Origin of the sequence: Streptomyces sp. NPDC051921 (assembly GCF_040680975.1) — a bacterium.
GTDB lineage: Bacteria > Actinomycetota > Actinomycetes > Streptomycetales > Streptomycetaceae > Streptomyces.
The window spans coordinates 48,902-71,696 of record NZ_JBFAXU010000008.1 but is presented as its reverse complement, the minus strand read 5'-3'; the positions used below and the strand labels follow the sequence as shown (position 1 = coordinate 71,696).

At 71.3% G+C, this 22,795-nt stretch carries 15 protein-coding genes and 3 tRNA genes; 9 read left to right on the top strand and 9 right to left on the bottom strand.

All coding sequences use genetic code 11. The features are described from left to right. The first annotated feature begins 127 nt into the window (after window positions 1-127). The 3 genes from AB0M16_RS12950 to AB0M16_RS12940 all read left to right on the top strand — a co-directional run bounded on the left by AB0M16_RS12950 (window position 128) and on the right by AB0M16_RS12940 (window position 7,320). On the top strand, window positions 128-2,182 hold the full coding sequence (locus tag AB0M16_RS12950) for a phosphocholine-specific phospholipase C (RefSeq protein WP_365341947.1): 2,055 nt from the start codon (window positions 128-130) through the stop codon (window positions 2,180-2,182). Window positions 2,183-2,381: 199 nt separating this feature from the next. Continuing rightward, window positions 2,382-6,779, top strand: coding sequence for an FG-GAP-like repeat-containing protein (locus AB0M16_RS12945; RefSeq protein ID WP_365341945.1), 4,398 nt, complete (start codon window positions 2,382-2,384; stop codon window positions 6,777-6,779). A gap of 190 nt (window positions 6,780-6,969) precedes the next feature. Then, window positions 6,970-7,320: a hypothetical protein gene (locus tag AB0M16_RS12940; RefSeq protein ID WP_365341943.1), complete on the top strand. Its 351-nt coding sequence runs from the start codon at window positions 6,970-6,972 to the stop codon at window positions 7,318-7,320. 167 nt (window positions 7,321-7,487) lie between these two features. On the opposite strand, the gene AB0M16_RS12935 is transcribed toward AB0M16_RS12940, so the two are convergent. The 3 genes from AB0M16_RS12935 to AB0M16_RS12925 all read right to left on the bottom strand — a co-directional run bounded on the left by AB0M16_RS12935 (window position 7,488) and on the right by AB0M16_RS12925 (window position 7,881). Beyond that, window positions 7,488-7,564, bottom strand: a tRNA-Ile gene (locus tag AB0M16_RS12935). A 163-nt stretch (window positions 7,565-7,727) separates the two neighbouring features. Continuing rightward, a tRNA-Asn gene (locus AB0M16_RS12930) sits at window positions 7,728-7,803 on the bottom strand. A 5-nt stretch (window positions 7,804-7,808) separates the two neighbouring features. After that, a tRNA-Asn gene (locus AB0M16_RS12925) sits at window positions 7,809-7,881 on the bottom strand. A 136-nt stretch (window positions 7,882-8,017) separates the two neighbouring features. On the opposite strand from AB0M16_RS12925, the gene AB0M16_RS12920 reads away from it, so the two are divergent. The 4 genes from AB0M16_RS12920 to AB0M16_RS12905 all read left to right on the top strand — a co-directional run bounded on the left by AB0M16_RS12920 (window position 8,018) and on the right by AB0M16_RS12905 (window position 13,549). Then, complete coding sequence (locus tag AB0M16_RS12920) at window positions 8,018-8,305, top strand: YtxH domain-containing protein (RefSeq protein ID WP_365341941.1); 288 nt, start codon at window positions 8,018-8,020, stop codon at window positions 8,303-8,305. Window positions 8,306-8,342: 37 nt separating this feature from the next. Then, a complete protein-coding gene (locus tag AB0M16_RS12915) occupies window positions 8,343-9,782 on the top strand; it encodes an FGGY family carbohydrate kinase (RefSeq protein ID WP_365341939.1) in 1,440 nt (479 codons plus the stop codon). Window positions 9,783-9,890: 108 nt separating this feature from the next. Further along, window positions 9,891-11,624: an ABC transporter ATP-binding protein gene (locus AB0M16_RS12910; protein ID WP_365341937.1), complete on the top strand. Its 1,734-nt coding sequence runs from the start codon at window positions 9,891-9,893 to the stop codon at window positions 11,622-11,624. Next, window positions 11,624-13,549 carry an ABC transporter ATP-binding protein gene (locus tag AB0M16_RS12905; RefSeq protein ID WP_365341935.1) on the top strand — a complete coding sequence of 642 codons (1,926 nt, stop codon included), beginning with the start codon at window positions 11,624-11,626 and terminating at the stop codon, window positions 13,547-13,549. The genes AB0M16_RS12910 and AB0M16_RS12905 overlap by 1 nt, the downstream gene beginning before the upstream one ends. 81 nt (window positions 13,550-13,630) lie before the next feature. Here the strand turns inward: AB0M16_RS12905 and AB0M16_RS12900 are convergent, their stop codons facing one another. The 6 genes from AB0M16_RS12900 to AB0M16_RS12875 form a co-directional block, all read right to left on the bottom strand. Then, the gene (locus AB0M16_RS12900; protein WP_365342339.1) at window positions 13,631-14,665 is read right to left on the bottom strand and encodes an RNA polymerase sigma factor; all 1,035 of its coding nucleotides are present in this window, start codon (window positions 14,663-14,665) and stop codon (window positions 13,631-13,633) included. A 187-nt stretch (window positions 14,666-14,852) separates the two neighbouring features. Then, window positions 14,853-16,754, bottom strand: coding sequence for a DNA primase (gene dnaG / locus AB0M16_RS12895; RefSeq protein ID WP_365341933.1), 1,902 nt, complete (start codon window positions 16,752-16,754; stop codon window positions 14,853-14,855). Between the two features lie 35 nt (window positions 16,755-16,789). After that, window positions 16,790-18,052 carry an FAD-dependent oxidoreductase gene (locus AB0M16_RS12890; protein WP_365341931.1) on the bottom strand — a complete coding sequence of 421 codons (1,263 nt, stop codon included), beginning with the start codon at window positions 18,050-18,052 and terminating at the stop codon, window positions 16,790-16,792. A gap of 138 nt (window positions 18,053-18,190) precedes the next feature. Then, entirely contained in the window at window positions 18,191-19,507 is a 1,317-nt protein-coding gene (locus AB0M16_RS12885) for a deoxyguanosinetriphosphate triphosphohydrolase (protein WP_365341929.1), read from the bottom strand. A gap of 35 nt (window positions 19,508-19,542) precedes the next feature. Beyond that, window positions 19,543-20,427 carry a sirohydrochlorin chelatase gene (locus tag AB0M16_RS12880; RefSeq protein WP_365341927.1) on the bottom strand — a complete coding sequence of 295 codons (885 nt, stop codon included), beginning with the start codon at window positions 20,425-20,427 and terminating at the stop codon, window positions 19,543-19,545. Between the two features lie 89 nt (window positions 20,428-20,516). Beyond that, window positions 20,517-21,158 carry a hypothetical protein gene (locus tag AB0M16_RS12875; RefSeq protein WP_365342337.1) on the bottom strand — a complete coding sequence of 214 codons (642 nt, stop codon included), beginning with the start codon at window positions 21,156-21,158 and terminating at the stop codon, window positions 20,517-20,519. A gap of 138 nt (window positions 21,159-21,296) precedes the next feature. Here AB0M16_RS12875 and AB0M16_RS12870 point away from each other — a divergent pair, with 138 nt between their 5' ends. Both AB0M16_RS12870 and AB0M16_RS12865 read left to right on the top strand, forming a co-directional pair. Beyond that, window positions 21,297-22,007 carry an aquaporin gene (locus AB0M16_RS12870; protein ID WP_365341924.1) on the top strand — a complete coding sequence of 237 codons (711 nt, stop codon included), beginning with the start codon at window positions 21,297-21,299 and terminating at the stop codon, window positions 22,005-22,007. A gap of 46 nt (window positions 22,008-22,053) precedes the next feature. Further along, window positions 22,054-22,746, top strand: a complete 693-nt coding sequence (locus tag AB0M16_RS12865; protein WP_365341922.1) for an ElyC/SanA/YdcF family protein — start codon at window positions 22,054-22,056, stop codon at window positions 22,744-22,746. Window positions 22,747-22,795: the final 49 nt, after the last annotated feature.

Genomic DNA, 22,795 nt, shown 5'->3' with positions numbered 1-22,795 from the left:
CGGGCAGTCATGGGACGGCCGCCGGGCGGTGGTTCACGGGCGCTCTCCTTGGGGCGCCCGTCGCCGCCACCGGCGGCACCGCACCCGCACCCACCCGTCCGATCCCACTCCGGAGGACCACTCCCCCATGGCCGACCTCAATCGCCGCCGGTTCCTGCAACTGGCGGGCGGCACCGCCGCGTTCACCATGCTGTCCGACAGCATCGCCCGCGCCGCCTCCATACCCGCGCAGGGCGCGACCGGCACGATCCAGGACATCGAGCACATCGTGGTGCTCATGCAGGAGAATCGTTCCTTCGATCACTATTTCGGTGCGATGAAGGGCGTACGGGGCTTCGGCGACCCGCGCCCGGTGACGCTGCCGAGCGGCAAGTCCGTCTGGAACCAGTCGGACGGCAACAAGGTGACGCTGCCCTTCCGGCCGACCAGCGACAAGCTCGGCATGGAGTACCTCCAGGGCCTCAACCACGACTGGGCGGGCGGCCAGAGCGCCTTCAACAAGGGCAAGTACGACAACTGGGTGCCGGCCAAGACCAAGGCCACGATGGCGCACCTCACCCGCGAGGACATCCCGTTCCACTACGCGCTCGCCGACGCGTTCACCATCTGCGACGCGTACCACTGCTCGTTCATCGGCTCGACCGACCCGAACCGCTACTACATGTGGACCGGTCACACCGGCAACGACGGCGCCGGCGGCGGCCCGGTCCTCAACAACGCCGAGGCGGGCTACGGCTGGACGACCTACCCCGAGCGCCTGCAGGCGGCGGGCGTCTCCTGGAAGATCTACCAGGACATCGGCGACGGCCTGAACGCCGCCGGCTCGTGGGGCTGGATCAACGACGCCTTCCGCGGCAACTACGGCGACAACTCCCTGCTCTACTTCAACAACTACCGCAACGCCCAGCCCGGGAACCCGCTCTACGACAAGGCCCGCACCGGCACCGACGCCAAGGCCGGCGACGGCTACTTCGACATCCTGCGTGCCGACGTGCAGGCCGGCCGGCTCCCGCAGGTGTCCTGGATCGCCGCCCCCGAGGCCTTCTCGGAGCACGCCAACTGGCCGTCCAACTACGGCGCCTGGTACATCGCCCAGGTCCTGGACGCACTGACCTCCAACCCGGACGTGTGGGCGCGTACGGCGCTGTTCATCACGTACGACGAGAACGACGGCTTCTTCGACCACGTGGTCCCGCCGTACGTGCCGGCGTCGGCCTCCCAGGGCCTGTCGACGGTCGCGACGACGCTCGACTACTTCCCGGGCAGGACGGGCTACACGGCGGGCCCGTACGGCCTGGGCCCCCGCGTTCCCATGCTCGTGGTCTCCCCCTGGTCGACCGGCGGCTACACCTGCTCGGAGACCTTCGACCACACGTCCATCATCCGCTTCATGGAGACCCGCTTCGGCGTCCGTGAGCCGCAGATCTCCCCCTGGCGCCGGGCCGTCTGCGGCGACCTGACGTCGGCCTTCGACTTCAGCCGCACCCAGACCCAGCCGGCCGCCCTGCCGCCCACCGCCGGCTACTACCCGCCAGACCGCAACCGCCACCCCGACTTCCTGGCGACGGCCCCGGCCGTGGGCACGATGCCCCGTCAGGAGCCGGGCGCGAAGCCCACCCGCCCGCTGAAGTACGCCCCGTACGTGGACGGCGCCGCGGACACCACCGCCGGCACCTTCCGCCTCACCTTCAGCGGCGGCCCGTCGGCGGGCGCCCAGTTCTACATCACCTCGGCCAACCGCACGGACGCGCCGTGGACGTACACGACCGAGGCCGGCAAGACGATCACGGACACCTGGAACACGAAGTACAGCAAGGGCGTGACGGACCTCACGGTGCACGGCCCCAACGGCTTCCTGCGCCGCTTCCGCTCCCCCGGCAAGACGGGCGTCCCGGAGGTCCGGGCCCGCCACGACGCGGCGACGGGGAACCTGGACCTGACCTTCACCAATGCGGGCGACACGACGACGGTGACGGTCACCAACGCCTACGGCGGCACACCGACGACCGTCTCGGTCCCGAAGGGCGCGACGACCACCCACACCGTCGCCCTCACGTCCTCGTCCCGCTGGTACGACGTGACCGTCACGGCCGCTTCCACGACGGACTACCTGCGCCGCCTCGCGGGCCACGTGGAGACGGGCACGGCGGGCGTGACGGACCCGGGAATTCTCACCTACTGACGCCCCGTCAACGTCGCGCAATAAGCGAATATTCCCCCCTCTTCGTGGATGTCATTCCCGACAAAACCGCTGGTCAGGCAGCTTCGCTGACTGTAGAGTGCCGCCCGATATCCACGAAGAGGGGGGCTCTCAAGTGAGATCAGGCGGAAGAAATCCGCATTTCGGGAAACGATGGAGACAAAGCGTTTCCCTGTCGCTCGTGGCCGGCCTGACGGCCGCCGGCATCGTCGCCACGCCGTTCACGGTCGTCGCCTCCGCGACGACCTCCGACCCCGTGGCCGACGGCGCGATCAGCGAAGAGGACTTCGCACTCGAGCAGGCCAGGGTGAGCGGACAGCCGTACGAACTGGAGTCGGCCCGCACCGAGACCACGGACACCTGGGCGCTCCCGGACGGCAGTTGGTCGGTGAAGCGGCACGGGACCGCGGTGCGCGTGCTGCGGAACGACGTGTGGATCCCCACCGATCCCACCCTGGTACGCGGCACCGACGGTTCCGTGCGGCCGAAGGCCTCGCTGGTCGACGTCACGTTCTCCGGGGGCGGTACCGCACCGCTGCTCTCCGGCGTGAAGGAGGGCCGCAAGCTCACGCTCAACTGGCCCACGGCGCTGCCGGAACCCACGCTCGCGGAGAACGTGGCGACCTACCCCGAGGTGCTGCCGGGCGTCGACCTCCAACTCAAGGCCGAGGTCGAGGGCTTCTCCCAGCTGCTGGTGGTCAAGACCGCCGAGGCGGCGCAGAACCCGGCCCTGGAAAGCCTGAAGTTGAAGTTCGGCACGGTCGGACTCAACGTCGCCAAGGACGCGGAGACCGGCAGCATCACCGCGACCGATCCCGCGGGACAGGCCGTCTTCACGAGCCCGTCCCCGCTGATGTGGGACTCCAGCACCGCCAGCAGTGCCACGCAGCCGGCCGGCGCCTCGGCCATGCTCGCCACGGCCGAGGACACCCCGTCCGAGCCTCCGGCTCCGTCGGACACGTTCGAGCCGCCGCCGGGCTCGAACGACGCCGCCATGCAGACGACCGTCTCCGGCGACACCCTGGAGATCAAGCCGGACCAGGCGCTCCTGGACGAGGCCACCACCGAGTACCCCGTCTACATCGACCCGTCCTGGGCGTGGGGCGAGCGGCAGAACTGGACGCGGGTCTACAAGAAGTACCCCGGCACCTCGTTCTGGAACTCCACGGATCCGATCCGGGTCGGCTACGAGGCCCAGACCGGCGGCAGCGACCGGATCTCCCGGTCCTTCCTCCAGCTCGACACGAGCGACGTCATGGGCGCCGACGTGAAGCGGGCCACGTTCCGGATCAAGAACATCTGGTCGTGGTCCTGCCAGGCCAGTCCGGTGCAGCTGTGGCACACCCAGGACATCACGTCGAAGACGAACTGGGGCAACCAGCCGAACCAGATCAGCCAGCTGGACACGGTCAACGACGCCAAGGGCTGGAGCAAGGACTGCGCGGCGGGGAACCTCGAGTTCGACCTGACCGCCAAGGTCCGCACCCGCGCGAAGGAGGGCCCCAAGGGCCAGGGCAAGGCAAGCATCACGCTCGGGCTCTACGCCGAGGACGAGACGGACACGTACGGCTGGAAGAAGTTCGACCCCAAGACGGCCACGCTCGAGATCGTCTACAACAACCCGCCGAAGCGCCCGTTCAACCTGGGGACCTTCCCCAAGACCGACTGCGCGACGGGCGGCACGATCGGCAACACGCGGGTCAGCCTCCATGCCACGACCGACGACAAGAACGCGGGCAACCTGAAGGCGGAGTTCCGGCTCTACAAGGCCGGCAGCAGCACCCCGGTCGCGACCGAGACGCTGCCCGCCCTGAAGGGCAAGGTCACGACCTGGCCCGTCCCGGACATCCTCGTGCCGACCGGTGACTACACCTGGAACGTGGTCGCGCGCGACCAGGACGGCGCGCTCTCCCCGGTGTCGCCGACCTGCAAGTTCTCCGTCGACCGTACGCGGCCCAGCTTCCCGCCCACCATCACGTCCGCCCAGTTCCCCAACGGCGAGAAGGGCTGGCCCGCCTCCGGCACGGGCAAGGCCCGCAGCACCGGTGACTTCGTCTTCGGCCCGAACACGGTCCCGGACGTCGCCCAGTACCACTACTGGACCGACACCGACCCGGAGGTCACCCCGGTCTCGCCGGGCGTGCCGGTGAAGATCACTCCGCCGAGCTACGGCCCGCACTTCGTGTACGCCTTCAGCATCGACAAGGCCGGCAACCGTTCGGACACCGCGACGTACATCTACTACGCGTCCCGGTCGGCCGAGCGGGACAAGCCGTACGACCTGAACGGTGACGGCTCGCGCGACATCTGGGCCGTCGACGGGAACGGCACCCTGCTGACCTACGCCAGCCAGGGCAACGGCGAGTTCAACAACGCCACCAACGGCGGCGGCTCGTTCGCCGACAAGCAGGTCACCACCTTCGGCGACTGGGGCCAGGACGGCTACAACGACCTCGTGAGCCTGGAGTACAGCGAGGTCGACAAGAAGAAGAAGATCTGGGTCTACCCCAACAACGGGCTCGGCCGGATCGACCCGGACCGGCGCGTGGAGCTGCAGGTCACCTGTCCCGTCAAGGACGAGATCTCCGACGAGATGGGCTGCCCCGGCGAAGCCACCTGGAGCGGCGACGACCACTGGTACAACGCCGACCAGCTCGCCTCGCCGGGTGACATCAACGGTGACAAGCAGCCCGACCTGCTCGTCAAGCAGGGCAAGCTGCTGTGGGCCTACTACGGCAACCGTGCCACGAACGACCTCGACCTGGGCTTCACCAAGTCGCCGAGCCTGGTCGGCGGCACGGACTGGGACAAGTTCACCGTCATCACCCCGGGTGACGTCACCGGCGACGGCCTGCCGGACCTGTGGCTGCGCGACGACGCCAACGGCGACATCCTGACCGCCTGGGCCAAGAAGGCTCCCGACGGCTCGGTGGACACGGCCACCTGGGGCCTGCCCGGCTCGCGGTGGAAGATCGGCGGCGGTGTCACCAAGGCGGCCTACCCCGTGATCGGTTCGGTCGGCGACATGACCGTCGACCCGGCCGAGGACACCTGGCCCGACCTGTGGGCCCGCAAGGCCTCGGACAACACCCTGATCGGCTGGCGCGGCCAGGCCCCGGACGCGGTGACGGGCATCCAGTTCGCACCGCGCTTCACCATCGACGGTGTGACCGGCGGCGCGTACATCCCGTCCGGCACCACCATCGAGTCCGGCAAGTCCTACAGCTCCAACTCCGCCACGCTCACCATGCAGACCGACGGCAACCTCGTCGTCACGTCCAAGGCGGGCAAGGCCCTGTGGAGCTCGGGCACCGCCGGCAAGATCGGCGCCAAGGCCGTCATGCAGAGCAACGGCAACCTCGTCGTCTACAGCGCGGACGGCGCCACCGCGCTGTGGCAGTCGCACACGACCGCTCCGGACGGCTACGCGCTCCTGCAGGACCGCGGCAGCCTCGTCATCTACAACGCGGCGGGCCAGTCCAAGTGGTCGACGAACACGGTGGTCCGTCACGACTACGACGGCGACGGACGCAGCGACATGGGTGCGTGGTACCTCGCGCCCGACGGCAAGTCGTCGCTGAACTCCTTCCTGACCAACTCGGACGGCTCCTTCCGCGCACCGCTGAAGTCCTACGAGTCCATGGCGGGAAGCTGGAACGTCACGAGGATGCAGTTCGCCACCGGCGACTACAACGGTGACGGACGCGGCGACATGGCCGCCCTGTACGACTACGGCGACGGCGTCGTGAAGCTCTTCACCGCACTGGGCAAGGCGGGCGGGGGATTCAACAACCCCTTCGCATCCTGGTCCTCGGGCAAGGGCGGCTTCTACTCCTCGTCGATGACCCTGCAGTCGGGCGACTTCAACGGCGACGGCCGGGACGACCTGATGGCCTGGTACTCGTACTGGTCCGGGAACGACACGCTCTTCACCTTCACGTCGAACGTGCAGGGCGGCTTCAACGCCCCGTTCTCCTCGTACCAGCTCCAGGCCGGATGGTGGGACGTCAACCAGAGCCAGTTCGCCACCGGCGACTTCAACGGTGACGGCCGGGACGACCTGGCGGCCCTCTACGGGTACTCCGACGGCAAGCTGAAGATGCACACGTTCCTGGCCCTGCCCAACGGCGGGTTCCAGGGGTCCGTCACCTCCTGGGCCGGCGACGCCACCACCTGGGGCAGCTTCGGCCGCACCAAGCTGCACGCCGGTGACTTCAACGGCGACGGCATCGACGACGCCCTGTTCTGGTACGACTACGCCGATGGCCACGACGCCATGTTCACCCTCCCCGGCTCCTCGGCGAGGGACGGCAAGTTCGGTTCCTCGACCAAGGGCTTCGAGTCGGCGAGCGGCAACTGGACCTACGGCCAGATGAAGATCGTGCCCGGCGACTACGACGGTGACGGCCGGGACGACATGGGCAACATGTACGGCTACGCCGACGGCAAGGTCGGTATGTGGACCCACATCTCCACGTCTGCGGGCGGCTTCAACCCGGGCAAGCCCGGCTGGACCGAGCCGACCAACTGGGTCTGGTCGCGGGGCACCTTCCTGCGCCCGTACAACCCGTCCAACTAGCCACACGGCGAAGAACGGCGAGGCCCGGGGCGGAACACGCCCCGGGCCTCGTCCCGTCCGCACGTGCGCGGGCACGCGACCGAGCACGCCTCCGTCCGCGAGCGAGCCGGGTGCACGACCGTCCGGTGCGCAGAGCACGATGAGTACGCGGACTCATGTGCGCTTCCTCGCCGTGGGGTTGGCTCGTCCCATGCAGATGAACGAACCCGACGCACCGGTGACCGGAGGCTGGGTCGCCCCGCTCGTCTCGACCCTGTTCACCCTCCCCATGGGCCTCATCGCCCTGTTCTTCGCCGGGCTGTCCCCGATGGCCTGCGACTCCTGCAACGGGGCGGACGCCGACCGGTTCGACGCCAGCTTCGAGCTGGCCTTCCCGATCTTCGCCGTGGGCCTCCTCGTCTCCCTCGCCCTGCTGATCACCAGCTGGGCCCTCCCCCGCCGCGCCCGCCACCGCGCCCGCCGCGCGGGCTTCGCCCTCGCCGCGCCCCTGACGGTCGTCCTCGCGACGGTGGTCTTCGCGGGCCTGCTGCAGACGCCGTGAGGGCCAGGGGGGCGCCGAGGAACGTCTGCGGCGTTCGCGCGAGAAACTCCTGCGGCGTCCGGGTGACGTCGGCGTGTCGCTCCTATGACTCGGATCACAGCGGGTGCACCGTGGAGGACGAAAAAAGCCCGCACCCCCAGGCAAAACCTTCCTGCGGGTGCGGGCAGTGGTGGGGCGGGTGGGACTCGAACCCACGGCCGACGGATTATGAGTCCGCTGCTCTAACCGGCTGAGCTACCGCCCCGAACACCACGGCGCGTACAAGTGTGCGCGCCGTCTGCCGCAGCATAGCCGCTCATACGATCTCCTGCTCCGGATGGTCGGCCATGCTCGATCAAGAAGACTCCGGGAGCGGGTGGCCGGTTCCACCGGAAACGAAAAAGGACCCCGAAGGGTCCTCTTCCGTGTGGCTCCCCCGGCTGGACTCGAACCAGCAACCCTCCGGTTAACAGCCGAATGCTCTGCCAATTGAGCTACAGGGGATCGCGCTCCCCCGACTGGACTCGAACCAGTAACCTGCCGGTTAACAGCCGGCTGCTCTGCCAATTGAGCTACAGGGGATTGCTGCGTTGCGACGAACGGTCCCACCTCCGGCCTTGCCGGGGGGCGGGCGCTCGCTGCGAGACATAGATTAGCGCAAGCAGGGGGGTGCTCCGCCAATCGGTATCCCCAGGGCGCTCCACGGAAGGATCGCAGCGTGCGCAAGCTGATCTTCATCGGCGGCCTTGCCCTCGGTTTCGTCATCGGGACACGGGCCGGACGAGAGTGGTACGAGCGGATGAAGAAGGGGGCCCAGCGGGTCGCCGAGAACCCCGCCGTGCGCAACGCGGCCGAGACCGCCGCCCACTCCGGGCGGCAGGCGGCCGGGAAAGCCATGCACGCCGTCGGGGACCAGGCCCACAGGATCCGCGCCCGGCGCGATCACAACGGGCAGTACGGACCCGCCGGCAAGTACGAGGAGGACTGGGGCACCAGCAACACCTGACCTCGCGAACGCCCGAAGTACGGCAGAATCATGTGCCATGGGGATAGTCGCCGGTCTGGACAGCTCTTCGGACTCCACTCGCATCGTCGTCTGTGACGCCGACACGGGCGCCGTACTGCGGCAGGGCCATGCCCCGCACCCGATCGAGCCCAGGTCCACCGACGTCGACCCGCAGGCCTGGCTGCTCTCCCTCGGGGAGGCCGCGACCGGCGGGCTGCTCGAAGGGGTGCAGGCGATCGGCGTGTCCGCCCAGGGACACGCCCTCGTGCCCCTCGACGCCCAGGGCGGGCTCGTCCGGCCCGCCCTCGTCGGCAACGACAAGCGCGCCCAGGTCGCCGCGGCCGATCTGGTCGAGAGCCTCGGCGGGCGGCAGGCGTGGGCCGAGGCGGTCGGGACCGTACCGGCCGCCGGTCTGCCCGTCGCCAAGCTCCGCTGGCTCGCCCGCACCGAGCCCGAGCACGCCCAGCGCGTCGCGATGATCCTCCAGCCGCACGACTGGCTGGTCTGGCAGCTGCTCGGCCGCCCCGCGCGCCGCACCACCGATCGCGGAGCCGCCTCCGGGACGGGGTACTGGTCGGCGCGGAACGGGGCCTACCGGCCCGATCTCGTCGAGCTCGCCCTCGGGCACCAGGCCGTGCTCCCCGAGGTCCTGGCACCCGCCGAGGCCGCCGGCACGACCCCCGAGGGGCTGCTGATCTCCGCCGGTACGGGAGAGACGATGGCGGCCGCCCTCGGGCTCGGGCTCGGCATCGGCGACGCCGTGGTCTCCCTCGGCGCCTCCGGCTCCGTCATGGCCGTCCACCACGAGGCCCTCGCCGACCCGGCCGGCATGATCACCTCCTTCGCCGACGCCACGGGCATGCACCTCCCGGTCGTCCACACCTCGAACGCGGTACGGGCCCTGCGCGGGACGGCCGAGATGCTCGGCGTCGAGTCCCTGGAGGAGCTGTCCGCGCTGGCGCTGAAGTCGACGCCCGGCTCCTCCGGGCTCGTCCTGCTGCCCTACCTCGAGGGTGAGCGGACGCCGCAGCTGCCGCACACCGCCGGCACCCTCTCCGGGCTGCGCCGCGAGTCGATGAAGCCCGAGCACCTCGCCCGGGCGTCGTTCGAGGGCATGCTCTGCTCGCTCGCCGACGCCATGGACGTGCTGCGCGGGCGGGGCGTCGAGGTGCGGCGGGTCTTCCTGCTCGGTGCGGCGGCCGGGCTGCCCGCCGTCCAGGCCATCGCGCCCACCGTCTTCGGCGCGCAGGTCGTCGTGCCCCAGCCGGCCGACTACGCGGCGCTCGGCGCCGCCCGCCAGGCCGCCTGGGCGCTCGGGGTCTCCCAGGGCACGCTCTCCCCGGCCGTTCCCCCGGCCTGGCAGGGCGCCGCCGCCCAGGTCTTCGAGCCGGGCGAGGAACTGGCCGTCGGCCAGGCCGTGCGGCAGCAGTACACCGCGACCCGGGACCAGATCCACCCCGGGGCGTTCGCTTCCTGAGCCCCGGCCGCCGGTCCTCGGCGCGGGTTCGTAAAGACTTGCCCAGGGCTCTGCACCGGCCCACAAACGAGTCGTAACGACTCGGGAGCGCGGGCGATAGTAGAACCCGTGCTCATAAGACTTCTCCGGACCCACCTCAGGCCCTACAGGAAACCCATCGGACTGCTGGTGCTGCTGCAGCTGCTGCAGACCAGCGCCACCCTCTATCTGCCGACCCTGAACGCGGACATCATCGACAACGGTGTCGTGAACGGGGACACCGGTTACATCCTGCGGTTCGGCGCGCTGATGATCGGCGTGTCCGTGATCCAGGTCGTCTGCAACATCGGGGCCGTGTACTTCGGGGCACGGACCGCCTCCGCGCTCGGTCGGGACGTCCGGGCGGCGGTCTTCGAGCGGGTGCAGTCCTTCTCGGCCCGGGAGGTCGGGCACTTCGGCGCGCCGTCGCTGATCACCCGGACGACCAACGACGTGCAGCAGGTCCAGATGCTGGCCCTGATGGCGTTCACCCTGATGGTCTCCGCGCCGATCATGTGCGTCGGCGGCATCGTCATGGCGCTCAGCCTGGACGTGCCGCTGTCGGCGGTGCTGATCGCGGTGGTGCCGGTGCTCGGCATCGCGGTCTCGCTGATCGTCCGGAAGATGCGGCCGCTGTTCCGGACCATGCAGACGCGACTCGACACGGTCAACCGGGTGCTGCGCGAGCAGATCACCGGCAACCGGGTCATCCGCGCCTTCGTCCGGGACGACTACGAGCGCGAGCGGTTCAAGGGGTCCAACACCGAGCTGACCGACGTGTCGATGGCCACCGGCCGGCTGATGGCGCTGATGTTCCCGACCGTCATGACGGTCGTGAACGTGTCGTCGATCGCCGTCGTCTGGTTCGGCGCGCACCGCATCGACAGCAACGACATGGAGATCGGCGCGCTGACGGCCTTCCTCGCGTATCTGATGCAGATCGTGATGGCCGTGATGATGGCCACCTTCATGTTCATGATGGTGCCGCGGGCCGAGGTGTGCGCCGAGCGCATCGAGGAGGTGCTCGGCACCGAGTCCAGCGTCGTGCCGCCGGCCGAGCCGGTCGGCACCCTCGCTCAGCGCGGGCATCTGGAGGTCAGGAGCGCGGACTTCCGGTACCCGGGCGCCGAGGAGTCGGTGCTGCGGGACATCCGGTTGGTCGCCCGGCCGGGCGAGACCACCGCGATCATCGGTTCGACCGGCAGCGGCAAGTCGACGCTGCTCGGCCTGGTGCCGCGGCTCTTCGACGTGACCGAGGGCGAGGTGCTCGTCGACGGCGTGGACGTGCGGAGGCTGGAGCCCGCGCTGATGGCGCGGACGGTCGGGCTCGTGCCGCAGAAGCCGTACCTGTTCTCCGGGACGGTCGCGACCAACCTGCGGTACGGGAACCCCGACGCGACCGACGAGGAGCTGTGGCACGCCCTGGAGGTGGCGCAGGCCAAGGACTTCGTGTCGAAGCTGGAGGGCGGGCTCAACGCCCCCATCGCCCAGGGCGGCACGAACGTGTCGGGCGGGCAGCGGCAGCGGCTCGCGATCGCCCGCACGCTGGTGCAGAAGCCGGAGATCTACCTCTTCGACGACTCGTTCTCCGCGCTCGACTACGAGACGGACGCCCTGCTGCGGGCCGCGCTCGCCGAGGAGACGTCCGACTCGACGGTGGTGATCGTCGCCCAGCGGGTGTCGACCATCCGCGACGCCGACCGGATCGTCGTCCTCGACGAGGGCCGGGTCGTGGGCACCGGGCGGCATCACGAGCTGATGGCGGAGAACGAGACGTACCGGGAGATCGTGCTCTCCCAGCTGACCGAGGCGGAGGCAGCCTGATGGCCGGTCCACGTATGCCGATGGCCGGGGGCGGCCCGGACTCGAAGTCGATGGACTTCAAGGGCTCGGGCAAGCGGCTGCTGAAGCAGCTGGCGCCGGAGCGGAGCTCGCTCTGGGTGATGCTGATCGCCGGCGTGCTCTCGGTCGCGGCCTCGGTGGTCGGGCCGAAGATCCTCGGCCGGGCGACCGACCTGGTCTTCGCGGGTGTGGTCGGACGTCAGATGCCCGAGGGCAGCACGAAGCAGCAGGCCCTGGACGCCCTGCGCGCCGAGGGCGACGGCGGGATGGCGGACATGCTGGCCGGGGTGGACTTCACTCCGGGCCAGGGCATCGACTTCTCCGCGGTCGGCGAGGTCCTGGGTCTGGCGCTGGGCGTGTACGTGCTCGCGGGCCTGCTCATGCTGGTCTCGACGCGCATGTCGATCAAGGTGATCAACCGGACGGTCTTCCGGATGCGCGAGGACGTCCAGGCGAAGCTGGCGCGGCTCCCCCTGTCGTACTTCGACAAGGCCAAGCGCGGCGAGGTGCTGTCCCGGGCGACCAACGACATCGACAACATCTCGCAGACCCTCCAGCAGTCGATGGGCCAGCTGATCAACTCGCTGCTCACGATCGTCGGCGTGCTCGCGATGATGTTCTGGATCTCGCCGCTGCTCGCCCTGGTGGCGCTGGTCACGGTGCCGCTGTCGGTGGTCGTGGCGACGCGGATCGGCAAGCGCTCGCAGCCGCATTTCGTGCAGCAGTGGAAGTCCACGGGGCGGCTCAACGCGCACGTCGAGGAGATGTACTCCGGCCACACGCTGGTGAAGGTCTTCGGTCGGCAGGAGGAGTCCGCGAAGGACTTCCACGAGCAGAACGAGGCGCTGTACGAGGCCGGGTTCAAGGCCCAGTTCAACAGCGGCGTCATGCAGCCGGTGATGTTCTTCGTCTCGAACCTGAACTACGTCCTGGTGGCCGTGGTCGGCGGTCTGCGGGTGGCGACCGGCAGCCTGTCCATCGGTGACGTGCAGGCCTTCATCCAGTACTCCCGGCAGTTCTCGATGCCGCTGACGCAGGTCGCCTCGATGGCGAACCTGGTGCAGTCCGGCGTCGCCTCCGCCGAGCGCATCTTCGAGCTGCTCGACGCGGAGGAGCAGGAGCCGGACGCGCCGAAGAGCGAGCGGCCGGTGGACCTCAAGGGCAAGGTCGCCCTGGAGGGGGTGGCCTTCCGCTACGAGGAGGACAAGCCGCTCATCGAGGACCTGTCGCTCGCGGTGGAGCCGGGGCACACGGTCGCGATCGTCGGCCCGACGGGTGCCGGCAAGACCACCCTGGTGAACCTGCTCATGCGGTTCTACGAGGTGACCGGCGGGCGGATCACCCTCGACGGCGTCGACATCGCGAGGATGTCCCGCGAGGACCTGCGCTCCGGCATCGGCATGGTCCTCCAGGACACCTGGCTCTTCGGCGGCACCATCGCCGACAACATCGCCTACGGGGCGACGCGCGAGGTGAGCCGGACGGAGATCGAGGAGGCGGCGAGGGCCGCGCACGCGGACCGCTTCATCCGCACCCTGCCGGAGGGCTACGACACGGTCATCGACGACGAGGGCGCGGGCGTCAGCGCGGGCGAGAAGCAGCTGATCACCATCGCGCGGGCGTTCCTGTCCGACCCGGTGATCCTGGTCCTGGACGAGGCCACCAGCTCGGTCGACACCCGCACCGAGGTGCTGATCCAGAAGGCGATGGCCCGACTCGCCCACGGGCGCACGTCGTTCGTGATCGCGCACCGCCTCTCCACCATCCGGGACGCGGACGTGATCCTGGTGATGGAGAACGGCTCGATCGTCGAACAGGGCACGCACGAGGAGCTGTTGGGCTCGAACGGCGCCTATGCCCGGCTGTACGCGGCGCAGTTCGCGCAGGCCGTGGCCGAAGTGGACTGATCGGCGGCCACGTCGCCGATCGTCCGCCGGCCGACCCATGCCGCGTCATGTGCGGCGTGGGTCGGGTGCCCGGGGCGCCGCCTAGTCGAGGTAGCCGCGCAGCTGGTCGGCGTAGGCGTGGTCCCGCAGCTTGTTGAGGGTCTTGGACTCGATCTGGCGGATGCGTTCGCGCGTCACGCCGAAGAGCTGTCCGATCTCCTCCAGGGTGCGGGGCCGGCCGTCGTCGAGGCCGTAGCGCAGTTGGACGACCTTGCGTTCGCGTTCGCCGAGGGTGGAGAGCACGGCCTCCAGGTGTTCGCGCAGCAGCAGGAAGGCGGCGGACTCGACGGGGGACGCGGCGTCGCCGTCCTCGATGAGGTCACCGAGGGCGACGTCCTCCTCCTCGCCGACGGGGGCGTGCAGCGAGACCGGCTCCTGGGCGAGCCGCAGCACCTCGCCGACCCGTTCGGGCGCCAGGTCGAGCTGGGCGGCGACCTCTTCGGCGGTGGGTTCGTAGCCGCGCTCCTGGAGCATCCGGCGCTGGACGCGGACGACCCGGTTGATGAGTTCGACGACGTGGACGGGGACGCGGATGGTCCGGGCCTGGTCGGCGAGGGCCCGGGACATGGCCTGGCGGATCCACCAGGTCGCGTAGGTGGAGAACTTGTAGCCGCGCGCGTAGTCGAACTTCTCCACGGCCCTGATGAGGCCGAGGTTGCCCTCCTGGACGAGGTCGAGCATGGTCAGGCCGCGGCCCACGTAGCGTTTGGCGACGGAGACGACGAGCCGCAGGTTCGCCTCGATGAGCTTGCGCTTGGCGATCCGGCCGAGCACCACGAGCCGGTCCAGGTCGAGCGCCAACCGGGTGTCCAGGTCGGGGGTGTTGGCGAGTTTCTCCTCGGCGAAGAGGCCGGCCTCGACGCGCCGGGCGAGCTCGACCTCCTCCGCCGCTGTGAGCAGCGGGACCCGGCCTATCTCGCGCAGGTACTGGCGGAACAGGTCGGACGAGGGCCCGTTGCCGCCGAGGTCGGCGCGACGGCGCCGGTCGGGGACTTCCTGGACTTCGGGCTCCGGCTCGCGTTCCGGCTCCGGTTCTTCCTCCACGGCCACCAGCTCCACCGGCGAGGGCTCGGACAGGGCGAGGGTCTGGGTCTGGGTCTGCACGGGGGGCGACCTCCAGGGCGGGTGATCGCTGCCGGTTCGGGGGCGTAGGGGCAGCGGGACGGCACCGTGACCCAGTGTGGGGTACGACACATCACTGCCACGAGGGGCGTGCGGTGACTTTTTGAGTCCGTCGCGTGACCGAACGTATGCCGGACCGATGTCAGAGGGCCGCGGCCCCGTGGTTGCGCAGGGACTGGCCGTACTGGGTGAGCACCCACAGTTCGTTCTGGACGGCCGCGAGCTGGGCCGGGTCGCCGTGGGCGCCGAGGCGGGCCAGGGTGCCCTGCACGTCGCGGATGCGGCGGTCGACGGCGCGGAGGCGGACGGTGACGAGCTGGTCGCCCGCGTAGGCCTCGTCGACGTTCTTGGCGAAGATCGCCTCGACGGCGAGTTCGGTGACGAGGGCGCGGACGGTGTCGTCGGGTGCGGCCTCGCGGACCGCGTCGAGGTAGTCGGCGGGGGCTCCGGTGGCGCCGCCGGCGTCCTGGACGCACTGGCGGACGGCCGCGTAGGGCGGGGCGGTGAACTCGTCGACCCCGTAGGCGTCGAAGGCCGGGGAGACCAGTTCGGGGTGTTGGAGGGCGAGCTTGAGGAGCTCGCGCTCGGTGCGGTGGGCGGGGCTGCGCAGGTTGAGCGCGGGCCCGGCGGGGGCGGTGGGCGCCTGGATCTGTCCGACGTCGTGGCGGCGCCGCTCGGGGCCTCCGGGCGCGGCCTGGCCGCGGCCGCCGCGGTCGCGCTGCCAGCGGGCGATCTGGCCGACGCGCTGGACGACGAAGCGCTCGTCGAGGATGCCGACCATGCCCGCGAGCTGGACGGCGACCTCGTGCTGCGAGGCCAGGTTCTTGATCTTCGCGACGATCGGGGCGGCCTCGTCGAGGGCGGCGGCCCGGCCGGCCGGGGTCTCCAGGTCGTAGCGGCCGACGATGTGGCGCAGCGCGAACTCGAAGAGCGGGGTACGGGGCTCGACCAGGTCGGCGACGGCCTCGTCGCCCTTCGCGAGGCGCAGCTCGCAGGGGTCCATGCCGTCGGGGGCGATGGCGATGTAGGTCTCGGCGGCGAACTTCTGGTCGTCCTCGAAGGCGCGCAGGGCGGCCTTCTGGCCGGCGGCGTCGCCGTCGAAGGTGAAGATCACCCGGGCCGAGCCGTTGTCCATGAGGAGGCGGCGCAGGATCTTGATGTGCTCGCCGCCGAAGGCGGTGCCGCAGGTCGCGATGGCGGTCGTCACGCCGGCCAGGTGGCAGGCCATGACGTCGGTGTAGCCCTCGACGACGACGGCGCGGCTGACCTTGGCGATGTCCTTCTTGGCCAGGTCGATGCCGTAGAGCACCTGGGACTTCTTGTAGATCGGCGTCTCGGGGGTGTTGAGGTACTTGGGCCCGTTGTCGTCCTCGCGGAGCCGGCGGGCGCCGAAGCCGACGACATCGCCGCCGACGTCCTTGATCGGCCACATGAGCCGGCCGCGGAAGCGGTCGATGGGGCCGCGGCGGCCGTCCTGGGAGAGGCCGGAGAGGATCAGTTCGCGGTCGGAGAAGCCCTTGCCGCGCAGGAAGCGGGTGAGGTGGTCCCAGCCGGCCGGCGAGTAGCCGACGCCGAAGTGCTCGGCGGCGGCCTGGTCGAAGCCGCGCTCGGCGAGGAACTTCCGGCCGATCTCGGCCTCGGCGGAGCCGAGTTGGTCGGCGTAGAACTGGGCGGCGACCTTGTGCGCCTCGACCAGGCGGGTGCGTTCGCCTCGCTGGTGGCCGGGGTTGTAGCCGCCTTCTTCGTAGCGCAGGGTGATGCCCGCCTTGGCGGCGAGGCGCTCGACCGTCTCCGAGAAGGAGAGGTGGTCGATCTTCATCACGAAGGCGATGGTGTCGCCGCCCTCCTGGCAGCCGAAGCAGTGGAAGAGTCCCTTGCTGGGGCTGACCTGGAAGGAGGGCGACTTCTCGTCGTGGAAGGGGCAGAGTCCCTTCAGGTTGCCGCCGCCCGCGTTGCGGAGCTGGAGGTACTCGGACACGACGGCGTCGATCGGGACCGCGTCCCGTACCGCCTTCACGTCCTCATCGTTGATCCTGCCTGCCACGCATAGATTCTACGGGGGTCCGGGGGCGGTCCCGGCTAGGGAATCAGGCTGTCCAGGGCGACCGACGGGTCCGCCAGGGCCTCGGTGTCCACCTGGGCCCGGGAGCGGATCAGCTTCTGGATGGGATCTGTGACGTCCCACACATTCACGTTCATGCCGGCGACGACCCGGCCCTCGTGCAGCCAGAAGGCGATGAACTCCCGCTTGCCGGTGTCGCCGCGGACCACGACCTGGTCGTACGAGCCGGGCGGCGCCCAGCCCGAGTACTCCATGCCCAGGTCGTACTGGTCGGAGAAGAAGTACGGGACGCGGTCGTAGGACACGTGCTTGCCGAGCATCGCGCGGGCGGCGGCCGGCCCGCCGTTGAGGGCGTTGGCCCAGTGCTCGACGCGGATGCGGTGGTGCAGGAAGGGGTGGTGGGCGGCGGCGACGTCGCCCGCGGCGAAGACGTCGGGGTCGGAGGTGCGCAGCGACTCGTCGACGGCGATGCCGCCGCCGTCGGCGCGGTCGACGAGGGCCAGGCCGGAGTTCTCGGCGAGTGCGGTGCGCGGGGCGGCGCCGATGGCGACGAGGACGGCGTGGGCCGGGTGCTCCTCGCCGTCGTCGGTGCGGGCGGCGAGGACCATGCCGTCCTGGCCGGTGATCTCGGTGAGCCGGGCGCCGAAGTGGAAGCGGACGCCGTGCTCGGCGTGCAGGTCGGCGAAGAGCTGGCCGAGTTCGGGACCGAGGACGCGGTGCAGCGGGGTGGGGTCGGCCTCGACGACGGTGACCTCGGCGCCGTACGAACGGGCCGCGGCGGCCACCTCCAGGCCGATCCAGCCCGCGCCGGCGATCACCAGGTGCCCGTTGTCGCGGCCGAGGGTCTTGAGCTCGTCGCGCAGCCGCTCGGAGTGGGCGAGCCGGCGCAGGTGGTGGATGCCGGCGAGGTCGATGCCGGGGATGTCCAGGCGGCGCGGCTCGGCGCCGGTGGCGAGGAGCAGCTTGTCGTAGCGGATGACGGTGCCGTCGCCGAGGCGGACGGTGTGCGCCTCGCGGTCGATCTGGACGACGGGCTGGCCGAGGTGCAGCTCGACGTCGTTCTGCGCGTACCAGGAGGCCTCGTGGACGAAGACCGCCTCCCGGTCCTTCTTGCCGAGCAGGTAGCCCTTCGACAGCGGCGGCCGCTCGTAGGGGTGTTCGCGTTCGTCGCAGATGAGGATCACCCGCCCGTTGAACCCCTCGGCGCGGAGCGTCTCCGCCGCCTTGGCGCCGGCCAGGCCCCCGCCAACGATGACAAAGGTCTGATCTGCGTCGACCACGTTGATTCCTCCTCGTTGCGACCGGTTCCCTACGCTACGCCCCCGTGCCCGGCCCGGGCCGTACCGCCCCGGGGCGTGCATGCGAGGGTCCCGCACCGGCCGGGATGGCGAAAGGGGGCGAACGGCCCGGGGTGGGGCCTAGACGCGCGGGGTGCGGAGCCGGGCGTGCAGGGTGCGGGCGGAGGCGTCGGTGAGGGAGGCGATCTGGTCGACGATCACCCGCTTGCGGGAACGCTCGTCCGGCGCACCGACGAACAGGGCGCGGAACTGCGGTTCGAGGCCCTCGGGGGCGCGGGCGGTCAGCGCCTCGGCGAGCTCGGCGAGGACGATCCGCTGGTCGGCGCGGAGCGCCTCCTGCTCGGCGCGCTGCATCACGTACCGGTCGGCGACGGCCTTGAGGACGGCGCATTCGTTGCGGGTCTCGCGGGGGACGACGAGCTCGGCCCCGTAGCGGGTGAGCCGCCCGGAGCCGTAGGCCTGGCGGGTGGCGCCCTCGGCGGCGAGGCAGAAGCGTCCGATGAGCTGGCTGGTGGCGTCCTTGAGGCGGGCCTGGGCGCCCGCGGAGCCGTCGTAGCCGTGCGGCCACCACTCCTCGTCGACGAGCCGGTCGAGGGCGTCGGCGAGCTCCTGCGGGTCGGTGTCCTCCGGGACGTAGCGGCCGAGGGCGACGGCCCAGATGTCGGCGCGCTCGGGCTCGGCGAGCAGCATGTTGGGGTCGATGTGCCCGGCGTGCAGTCCGTCCTCGAAGTCGTGCACCGAGTAGGCCACGTCGTCGGACCAGTCCATGACCTGGGCCTCGAAGCACTTGCGGTGGGCGGGGGCGCCCTGGCGGATCCAGGCGAAGACGGGCAGGTCGTCCTCGTACACGCCGAACTTGGGCGAGCCGGGGTCGGTGGGGTGGCCGCCGCGGGGCCAGGGGTACTTGGTGGCGGCGTCGAGGGCGGCGCGGGTGAGGTTGAGGCCGACGCTGACCGGCTCGCCGGTGACGGGGTCGGCGGTGAAGCGCTTGGGCTCGATCCGGGTGAGCAGGCGCAGCGACTGGGCGTTGCCCTCGAAGCCGCCGCAGTCCTTGGCGACGTCGTTGAGGGCCTGCTCCCCGTTGTGCCCGAAGGGCGGGTGCCCCATGTCGTGGGCGAGGCAGGCGGCCTCGACGAGATCGGGGTCGCAGCCGAGGGCGGCGCCGAGCTCCCGGCCGACCTGGGCGCATTCGAGGGAGTGGGTGAGCCGGGTGCGGGGGCTGGCGTCCCAGGTGTGGCTGCGGGTGCCGGGCGTGACGACCTGGGTCTTGCCGGCGAGCCTGCGCAGCGCGGCGGAGTGCAGGACGCGGGCCCGGTCGCGTTGGAAGGCGGTGCGTCCGGGGCGTTTGTCGGGCTCGGCGGCCCAGCGCTCGGTGGCGGTCTCGTCGTAGCCGGGGGTGTCGGTGTCGTTGCTGCTGTGGTCCGCGATGCCTTCCATGTCCCGAAGGTAACGGGAGGGACGGACAGAAGGGGTCAGATGGCGGCGAGTTCTCGCCGTGCGGTGCGGTCGGCGGGCCGGAGCGCCTCGTCGTAGCGGTGCAGGACCAGGCGGGCGAGGGCCGGGTGGGCGCCGAGGGGGTCGGCGGCCAGCCAGGGGGCGTGGGCGGCGGCGCGGGTGGCGAACAGGCCGGGGGCGGTGAAGCAGGAGGCGACGGCGACGCGGTGGCGGCCGCGGGCGGCGAGGGCGCGGACGGCCTCGGGGACGGTGGGCGCGGCGGCGGAGGCGTAGGCGGCGAGGACGGGGACCCCGCCGAGGCGTTCGCCGAGCTGCGTGGCGATCCGGTGGGTGTCGGCGGCGGATTCGGGGTCGCGGGAGCCGGCGGCGGCGAGGACGACGCCGGTGGCGGGCGAGCGGCCGTCCTCGGGGGTCCAGCCGGCCTCGGCGAGCCGGTCGGCGAGGGCCTCGACGAGGAGGGGGTGCGGGCCGAGCGGTTCGGCGATCCGGGCGCGTGCGGCGGGGGCGGCGGCGACGGCCGCGGGCAGGTCGTGTTTGACGTGGTGTCCGCGGGCGAAGAGGAGGGGGACGAGAACGGCCGCCCCGCCGGACGGCTCGGCGGGGCCGGCGAGTTCGGCGAGGGTGTCGGTGAGCAGGGGGGCGTTCAGCTCGATGTGGGCGAGGCGTACGTCGAGCCCGGGGCGCAGCTCGCGCACCCGGTCGAGGAGCAGCCGGAGGGTGGCGGCGGCGCGCGGGTCGCGGCTGCCGTGACCGACGGCTATCAGGGTGGGCGCGGGGCCGGGTCCCGCGGGGCCCGGCCCCGCGGGGCGGACCCGGCGGAGGCGGGCGCCCAGCTGGGTCCCGACGCGGCCGAGCAGGTCGGCGCTGCTGTCGCACATGAGGTCCGGCTCCTGCGTCGTCATGGGCCGATCCTGCCCGGGGCAGGTTGCCGCCCCGTTTCGCCGGGGTCACGGGCGTTTGCCGTGGCCTCACGGCCGGAGGGGCGCTCCCGTCAGGCGTCCAGCCAGACCCGCAGGGCTCCGATCGGCTCGAAGCCCTCGGCCAGGGCCGCGTCGAGGTCGTCGCCGGACTCGTAGCCGACGACGGGCAGCCCGGGGGCGGCCGCGGCGAGGGCGCCGGACCAGGCGTAGGAGGCGGGGACGTCGCCGACGGTGAAGAGGTTGGAGACGCCGGTGACGCCGGCGGTCCCGGTGAGGACGGCGCCGCCGAGGATCCGTCCGTCCGCCGCGTGTCCCGCGACGATCGTGGTCGTCGGGTCGGCGAGGAGCGCGGGGAGGAAGACCGCCGCGTCCTCGTCGTCGCCGCCGCTCCAGGCGAGGGCCCAGGCGGCGAGTGCGGCGGGAGTGGTGACGGGGCGGAAGCCGGCGGCCTCGCCGCCGACCGGGAGACCGGCGGGGCGGTGGATCCACTGGGCCTCGAAGAGCATCGAGAAGCCCGCGGCGGCGAGGTCGAGGCGGGCGTAGCTGTCCTTGACGGAGGCCCCGGGGGCGGACCGGTCGACGGCGTCGAGGAGGTCCTCGGCGTCCGCGTCCGCGGTCAGCGTCACGGCGTCCGGGTAGTAGAGCGGGGTGCGGCGCGGGTTGGTCCAGGCGCGCGCGCCGAAGGAGCCGGGGAGGCCGTGGGCGCGGCACATGGCGTCGCACCAGTCGGCGTTGTTGCGGACGGCGGCCGCGAGGAGGGTGGCTTCGGTGATCACGGACGGATCGTAGAGATCGCTCACCCCTTCCCTCCCCTCTTTTTTCGTTCCGAATCACGGAATATCTTTTCCATTATGAGAATGTCCCCTGCGCCGCTCCCCCGGCGTGCCCTCGCCGAGTTCACCGGCACCGCCGCCCTCGTCGCCGTCATCGTCGGTTCCGGCATCCGCGCCGACTCCCTCAGCCAGGACATCGGGGTCCGGCTGCTCGCCAACGCCGCTGCCTCCGCCATCGGACTCGGCCTGCTCATCGCCCTCATCGGCCCGTTGTCCGGCGCCCACTTCAACCCCGTCGTCACCCTCTCCGAGTGGTGGTCCCGCCGCTCCGGCGAGCGCGGGCGCGACGCCGTCGTCTACATCGCCGCCCAGCTCGGCGGCGCCGTCGCGGGCGCGCTGCTGGCCGAGGCGATGTTCGGGCGGGCACCCGGCGCCGCGCTCGCCACCGAGCAGCGGGCCGAGCTGCACCTGCTGCTCGGCGAGGCCGTCGCCACCGCCGGACTCGTCCTCGTCGTCCAGGGCCTGCGCCGCATCGGCCGGCCCTCGCTCGCCCCCGTGGCCGTCGCCGGGTACATCGGCGCGGCGATCTGGTTCACCTCCTCCGGCTCCTTCGCCAATCCGGCGGCCACCGTCGGCCGCGCCTTCTCCGACTCGTTCACCGGGATCGCCCCCGGTTCCGTGCCCGCCTTCGCCGCCGCCCAGCTCCTCGGCATGCTGCTCGGCATGGCCGTGTCCGCACTGCTGTACGGAGCGGACCGGCCCATGAGCGAACCGAAGGCCGCGGAATAGCGTCGGACGGAGTGACCGCTCCTTCCCGACCACGGAGGTCCACCCGATGCGCGGCGTCCGCCTGCCCCGCCTCCCCCGCACCACCCGGGGCCGCCGCCGCGCCGTCCGGGCCCTCGTGCTGGGCGCCGTGCTCGCCCTCATGCCCGCCACCTGGATGCACCTCAGCACCGGGGACCGGCTGCGCACCGCGGCCGACGTACCCGCCCAGGACGTCGCCGTCGTGTTCGGCGCCGGCCTCTGGAAGGGCCGCCCGACCCCGTACCTGGCGCACCGCCTCGACGCCGCCGCCGAGCTCTACCGCACCGGCAAGGTCAAGGTCCTGCTCGTCACCGGCGACAACAGCCGCACCGAGTACGACGAGCCCAGCGCCATGCGGAAGTACCTCGCCGAGCGCGGGGTGCCCGACGGAAAGGTCGTCAGCGACTACGCGGGCTTCGACACCTGGGACTCCTGCGTCCGCGCCAAGAAGATCTTCGGCGTGGACCGGGCCGTCCTCGTCACCCAGGACTTCCACATCAAGCGGGCCGTCGCCCTGTGCGGGGCGGCGGGCGTGGAGTCGTACGGCGTCGGGGTCGCCGAGCCCCACGACGCCACCTGGTACTACGGCACCACCCGTGAACTGGCGGCCGCCGGGAAGGCCGCCCTGGACGCCGCGACGCGCCCGGACCCGCACTTCCTCGGCGCCCGCGAGAACGGCGTGGCGAAGGCCCTGGCAGCCTCACCCGGCGCGGGCCGCTGAGCGGAGCGCATGGCACCGCGCCCGTAATGCGGCACGTCCTCGCCCGTAA